At 42.8% G+C, this 6,910-nt stretch carries 5 protein-coding genes and 1 riboswitch; of the genes, 4 read left to right on the forward strand and 1 reads right to left on the reverse strand.

The window, feature by feature from the left end:
• Positions 1-6 precede the first annotated feature (6 nt).
• Positions 7-924, forward strand: a complete 918-nt coding sequence (metA, locus tag VEB00_05540) for a homoserine O-succinyltransferase (GenBank protein ID HYF82473.1) — start codon at positions 7-9, stop codon at positions 922-924.
• 42 nt (positions 925-966) lie between these two features.
• Here metA and metF read toward each other — a convergent pair whose 3' ends face one another.
• Entirely contained in the window at positions 967-1,845 is an 879-nt protein-coding gene (gene metF, locus VEB00_05545) for a methylenetetrahydrofolate reductase [NAD(P)H] (protein ID HYF82474.1), read from the reverse strand.
• 123 nt (positions 1,846-1,968) lie between these two features.
• Positions 1,969-2,081: riboswitch (SAM riboswitch) on the reverse strand.
• A gap of 208 nt (positions 2,082-2,289) precedes the next feature.
• On the opposite strand from metF, the gene VEB00_05550 reads away from it, so the two are divergent.
• From VEB00_05550 to VEB00_05560, 3 genes are all read left to right on the forward strand, one after another.
• Positions 2,290-2,961, forward strand: coding sequence for a vitamin B12 dependent-methionine synthase activation domain-containing protein (locus VEB00_05550; protein HYF82475.1), 672 nt, complete (start codon positions 2,290-2,292; stop codon positions 2,959-2,961).
• On the forward strand, positions 2,945-5,320 hold the full coding sequence (locus tag VEB00_05555; protein ID HYF82476.1) for a homocysteine S-methyltransferase family protein: 2,376 nt from the start codon (positions 2,945-2,947) through the stop codon (positions 5,318-5,320). The genes VEB00_05550 and VEB00_05555 overlap by 17 nt, the downstream gene beginning before the upstream one ends.
• 181 nt (positions 5,321-5,501) lie before the next feature.
• On the forward strand, positions 5,502-6,401 hold the full coding sequence (locus VEB00_05560) for a DMT family transporter (GenBank protein ID HYF82477.1): 900 nt from the start codon (positions 5,502-5,504) through the stop codon (positions 6,399-6,401).
• Positions 6,402-6,910 lie beyond the last annotated feature (509 nt).

Raw genomic sequence — 6,910 nt, forward strand, 5'->3', positions numbered from 1 at the left:
TGAGTAATGCCCATCAATATTGCAGATGATTTACCGGCAGTGGAAACGCTAAACGGTGAAAATATATTCGTAATGACCGAGACGCGGGCGTGCCATCAGGACATCCGACCGCTGAAAATAGCTATATTGAACCTGATGCCGACCAAAATTTCAACAGAAACCCAGCTTCTGAGATTGCTGGGAAATTCACCTCTCCAGGTGGATATCACACTGCTGCACCCCAAGTCGCACCTTTCAAAGAATACATCGCAGGAGCATCTTTTTAGGTTTTACAATACCTTTGAAGACATCAGGAATGAGAAATATGATGGGTTGGTTATAACCGGAGCGCCGGTGGAAAAGATGCCCTTTGAAGAAGTGGGTTATTGGGAGGAGCTATGCGAAATAATGGATTGGAGCTTGCACCACGTTTACTCGACTCTCCATATCTGTTGGGGGGCTCAGGCAGGCTTGCACCACCATTACGGCATTCCAAAATATGATTTGGATAAAAAGATGTTCGGGAATTTCCCACATAAAATAAATCGCAAAAACGTCATGCTTTTCAGAGGCTTTGATGATGTGTTCTATGCGCCGCATTCCCGACATACAGAAATCCGGCGGGAGGATATCCAAGCGGTAGCAGATTTGGAGCTGCTGGCTGAATCGGAAAAAGCCGGAGTATACATTGTCGCTGCAAAAAACGGAAGACAGATCTTCGTGACGGGACATTCGGAATATGATCCTCTGACCTTGAAAAACGAGTATGACAGAGATGTCAAAGCAGGATTGCCTATAGAGGTCCCCTACTGCTATTATCCCGGGGATGATCCTTCTAAAGAGCCTGTCGTGATCTGGAGGGGGCATGCCAATTTGCTCTTTTCAAATTGGTTGAACTATTATGTTTATCAGGAAACGCCTTATAACCTGGGAGAAATCGGCTAAAAATGAAAGCTGGGGAGAATCTCCCCAGCTTGAATACTATTTCTATTTTGCGAAAGAACTTCTTATGTTTGATATGTGGGATACTATTTTCCTTGCTACCTCAGGGCGATTCATCGTATATAGATGTATTCCGTCTGCGTCGGAGGAGAGAAGGTCTATTATCTGTTCTGTTGCATAGGCAATGCCCGCTTCCTTCAATGCTTCAGGGTTATCTCCGTATTTGTCCAGGATACGCTTGAACTTAACCGGGAGTGAGGCGCCGCATAAGCCTGTTATACGTTCAATCTGTTTTTTGTTTATTACCGGCATTATACCTGCGGAAACAGGCAATGAAACCCCCAGTATATCAAGCTTTTCCAGAAAAGAGTAAAAGAGATTGTTATCAAAGAAAAGCTGTGTTATTAAAAAGTCAGCTCCGCATTCAACCTTCTGTTTAAGGTGCTCCATACCTGCAGAAATATCGCGGCATTCGATATGACCTTCGGGGTAGCAGGCTGCACCGATACAGAAGTCAGAGCTTTTTATATGGGTTATAAGGTCCTTTGCATATCTGTAGTGGAAATTACCTGAGGTGGTGAAGCTTTCGACCTCAGGAATATCTCCCCTGAGTGCCAGAACGTTTTCTATATTGCTTTCCCTCAGTTGTTTAAGCGTGCATTCAATATCTTCCTTTTTTGAACCTATACAGGTGAGATGTGCAAGAGCCTCTATGTTATATTTGTTTTTAATAATATCAGCAATTTTCACTGTGTGAGCTCTGCTGCTGCCGCCAGCACCGTAGGTTACGCTTATAAAACCCGGCTTCAAGTCTGACAGTGCAGCTATGGTATCAAGTACAGTATCTATTGAGGCTTCTGGTTTTGGCGGGAATATTTCCAGGGATATAACCGGTTTGTTGTTAAATAGTTCCTTTATCTTCATATATATTCTCCTCTCAGGGTTTTGTTGGTAAGAAAAGTTATAAGCAAACAAAAAGGCTGCTTTCTGATAGGAAAGCAGCCTGAATACGGCTCGTAAAGTACAAAGTACTTTAGGTATATGCTATCCTTATCTCTCAGAATATTTAAATTCTGCAGGATTTGACACCGCTGCATTCGAATGAGAATGCCGGTTGTCGGGCTTCATCGGGCCAGTCCCTCCACCACTCTGGATAAGTATTGTACATTTAATTTTTGTAGCTTATTGGAGATTGTATTTTATTTTCAGGAATTTGTCAATACATCGTTGGGAATATCTATTGATATTTTGATAAATTAATACCGACTATTATATGCAAACGCAATAGAATATTACTACAGCCTGATAATTGCTTATTGCATTTTTTGCCAGGTTAAGTATACTATAGTATAAATTGGAGGGCTGCATATGTACATAGATAGAAAAGAGGCCCTGAGATATATGGGATATCGAGGGCAGAAAATAGCTGATAACCTGCAATGCCTCTTGGATGACTGCATTGATGAGGTTATGGATATATCAAAAAATAGCTTTATATACGAGATCTTTGACATAGAGAGAAGGGAAGACGGCTTATGCATGAAAGGGTCTACTCTTATCCTGCGTGGAGAAGCTATTCATGCACATCTGCAGAAAGCTGAAAAGTGTGCGGTAATGGCAGTGACTCTGGGCCTTGAGGTAGATAGGCGCATAGCCTTTTATTCAAAGACAGACCTGACAAAAAGCCTGGTATTCGATGCATGTGCCGCAGCAGCGGTGGAATCCCTGTGTGATATTGTTCAGAGCGAGATAGCATCAAAGGCTATGACTATGGAGCTTGAGATTACGTCAAGATTCAGTCCTGGTTATGGAGACTTTTCTATAGATATTCAGCGGGAGATAGCCAAGGTACTGAAGACTTATGAGAAGATAGGCCTTAGTGTGAATGAAAGCAGCATAATGATCCCAAGAAAGTCGGTAACTGCTGTAATTAGTTTACAGTATGATAAGTGCAGCGTAAAAAGTCATAAATGTAATAACTGTGAAGATAAATATTGCTTATACAGAAAGGACGGTGCCGATGATGAGCAACAAGCTTAACTATGATGGATTCCTGGTATTTGACGGAGGCATGGGAACAATGCTTCAGGCTTATGGGTTAAAAGCGGGAGAATTGCCCGAAAGCTGCAATATCATGAATTCCGATATGATACTGCAAATACATAAAGCCTACATAGCGGCAGGCGCAGATATAATTACCACGAACACCTTTGGAGCTAACAGATATAAGCTTATGGACTCAGGCCTCAGCGTAGATAAAGTTATAAGGAGCGCGGTAAGAATAGCAAGGGAAGCAGCAGGAGATAAGCTTGTTGCTCATGACATAGGCCCTATAGGCCAGCTTATGGAGCCCTATGGCACATTATCCTTTCAGGATGCTTATGATGCCTTTAAAGAGCAGGTGGTTTCAGGAACAGCAGCAGGAGCAGATCTGATATTGATAGAAACCATGTCTGATATATACGAAGTCAAAGCTGCAATTTTAGCAGCAAAGGAAAACAGCCATCTGCCGATAATATGCACTATGACTTTTCAAGCAGACGGACGGACATTGACAGGCACTGACCCCTTGACCATGGTAAATATAATATCAAAGCTTGGAGTGGAGGCACTGGGGATCAATTGTTCCCTTGGACCAAAGGATATAATTCCGCTGCTTTCCCAAATTCTTAAATACTCCACAGTACCGGTAATAGTGCAGCCTAATGCAGGATTGCCTACTCTTGTAGAGGGAAAGACGATTTATGATATCAGTCCTGAGATTTTTGGACAGTACGTGGCTGAAATGGCAGGGATGGGAGCTGCAATACTGGGTGGCTGCTGCGGAACTACCCCGGAGCATATAAAGGCGATAAGGAGATCTATAATCGGACTAAAGCCCATTAAGCGTGAGGTTGAAAAACTAACTGCAGTCAGTTCGGCAACCGCTACAGTGGTACTCGGAGAAGGAGCTAGAATAATAGGGGAGAGGATAAACCCTACAGGCAAGAAAAGGCTTAAGGAAGCACTGATAAATGCTGACATGGACTATTTGCTGAGAGAAGCTATCGCACAAAGAGATGCAGGTGCACATATGCTGGATGTAAATGTAGGCTTGCCGGAAATAGATGAAAAAGCAATGATGGTAAAGGCTGTAAAAGAGCTGCAGAGCATAGTGAATCTGCCGCTGCAGATTGACAGCGTAAGGCCTGAGGTAATAGAGGCAGCAGCCAGAATATGCAGCGGAAGACCTATAATAAACTCGGTAAACGGTGAAGAGAAAGTAATGGAAGCTATATTTCCCATAGCAAAAAAATACGGGTGCTTGTTAGTTGCTCTTACTCTTGATGAGAACGGCATACCGCAAAAAGCGGAAGATAGATTGAAGATTGCTGAGAGAATAGTAAAAAAAGCCGGGGAGTATGGAATCGGTAAAGAGGATATTATAGTGGACTGCCTTGTACTTACTGCATCAGCACAGCAGAAGGAGGTCAAGGAGACCATAAAGGCAGTAGCTCTCGTGAAGGAGAAGCTCGGGCTAAAGACCGCTCTAGGGGTAAGCAATGTGTCCTTCGGACTGCCGGACAGAGAACTGCTGAACAGGACATTTCTGGCCATGGCGCTTACGGCAGGACTTGATGCACCTATACTGAATCCAATGTCTGAGGCTATGGTAAATACGGTAAAAGCGTACAATGTACTTTGGAATATCGATAAAGAAGCGGTTGAGTACATCAGAAGCTGTTCTGCGGGTGGAGAAAAGCCTGCAGTTAAAGAGAAGGAAGGCAGCCGGGATCTGAAAAAGATAGTGATTGATGGAATGAAGGAGGAGGCTGCGCCGATGGTTAGGCAGCTTCTTTCGGAGTACGATGGAATAAAAATTGTGGATGACTATCTTATACCTGCTCTTGATATTGTAGGTCAGAAATATGAGTCGGGAGAGATTTTCCTTCCCCAGTTGATACAAGCCGCTGAAACGGTGAAAAGAGCCTTTGAAGAAATTAAGGGCAGCATGCTTAAAAATACCGGAGAGACTTCAATGGCTCATAAGGGGAAAATCGTGATTGCCACTGTAAAGGGTGACATACATGACATAGGCAAGAATATTGTAAAAATACTTCTTGAAAACTATGGATTTGAGGTTTTTGACCTTGGGAAGGATGTCCCAATCGAGAAAATAGTGGATAAGGTTAAGGAGGAAAATGCCGCGTTAGTGGGATTGAGTGCCCTTATGACCACAACAGTAAAGAACATGGAGGACACTATTAAGGCTCTTAGAAAGGATTGCCCTGACAGTAAGGTAATTGTAGGAGGAGCGGTGCTAAATGAGGATTATGCAAAAATGATAGATGCAGACTTTTATGCAAAGGATGCCAGAGATGCGGTTAAGATGGTCCGAAAATTCTATGAGTGTGAGTAGGATGATAGTAATTGCTTTTTTGAACCCCTGCAGGTTAGAATAGTATTGTCAGATTTATGACAGTATAAATCGCACTGAGAAGATTCCGGAATAGCTGCGATTTATAACAATCAAGGAAATGTTTTGCACTATTTGAATAAGTTAATAAAGATATAGTGCAAAACACATTGGGGGAGATAAATTGAAGAATCAAGAAATGAAGTCCAATGTGCTTCTTATGTTGACCGCTGCAATATGGGGTTTTGCATTTGTGGCACAAAGGGTCGGAATGCAATATGTAGGAGCTTTTACCTTCAACGGAGTGAGGTTTGCTCTGGGGTGCATATCATTGATACCGCTGCTGATTTATTTTAAGAATAAGAAGTCCGAAGAGGCGGCAGAAGAAGTCTCGGCAAATGCTCTGATTCCGGGGATTATTGCAGGGTCAATTCTCTTTCTTGCAGCATCCTTGCAGCAGATCGGATTGGCCTATACAACAGCAGGAAAAGCGGCCTTTATTACTGGTTTATACATAGTGTTGGTGCCATTATTCGGCATCTTCTTAAAGCATAGCATCAAGGTAAGCACCTGGGCAGGAGTAACCCTTGCTGTTGTTGGACTATACTTCCTCAGTGTCAGTGAGGATTTCTCTATAGCAAAAGGCGACTTTCTTGAAATTATAGGTGCTTTCTTCTGGGCTTCTCATATATTGGTTATTGATTATTTTACAAAAAAAGTGGATGCGTTGAAGCTGTCTTTTGTACAGTTCGCAACATGCTCGGTACTAAGTATGGCAGTAGCATTGATATTCGAGGATATCTCAATATCCGGACTCAGCCAGGCACTCATTCCCATACTCTATGGAGGTCTGGGCTCTGTAGGTATAGCGTACACCTTGCAGGTTGTTGCGCAAAAGCATGCAAAGCCTTCCCATGCCGCCATAATACTCAGTATGGAAGCAGTTTTCGCGGCTATCGGGGGCGCACTGCTGCTAAGTGAAAACCTTGGGGGCAGAGGATATTTAGGCTGTGCACTCATGTTTGGCGGAATGATACTGACGCAGGTACAAAGCTTTGGGAAAAGCGCTGATGCACTAGAATAAAGCCTAAGGTTACTGCAAAATAAGATCCGCTATGTATCGCTAAATAGAAGCATTAACTTTGTATATCGACTCACACAATATAAGCTTTGGACAGAATTAGAGCTTGATACTTGAAAAATTCTAACGCACATAAACCCAACCTCCTGTTGGTATGTGCTAGGTTTACATCACGTAAACCTTACGGATTTTCCTACGTATCAAGCTCTATTCTGTTACCCAAAGACTTATAAGTGTTCGCTGATATACAAAGTTAATGCTTCCCCAAATTGTTATATAGCTTTCATCTACTGAGTAGCTAATTGGTAGAACAGCCATGTCAATAGCCTAAGTGTGCTTATACAGAAATTGTCAATGGCTCTTATGAACGTAGCCTTAGAAAAGTCGTATGCGAGGCAGGACGCCGAAGCAAGCCTTCCACGTCCACGGATGGATATTGGAAGGCGTTAGACTTTTCTTAGGCGGAGAGAATTAGTGCCATCAATTTTTGTATACTCATATGTGGCTATGAC

The organism is Clostridia bacterium (assembly GCA_035628995.1).
Lineage (GTDB): Bacteria > Bacillota > Clostridia > Lutisporales > Lutisporaceae > BRH-c25.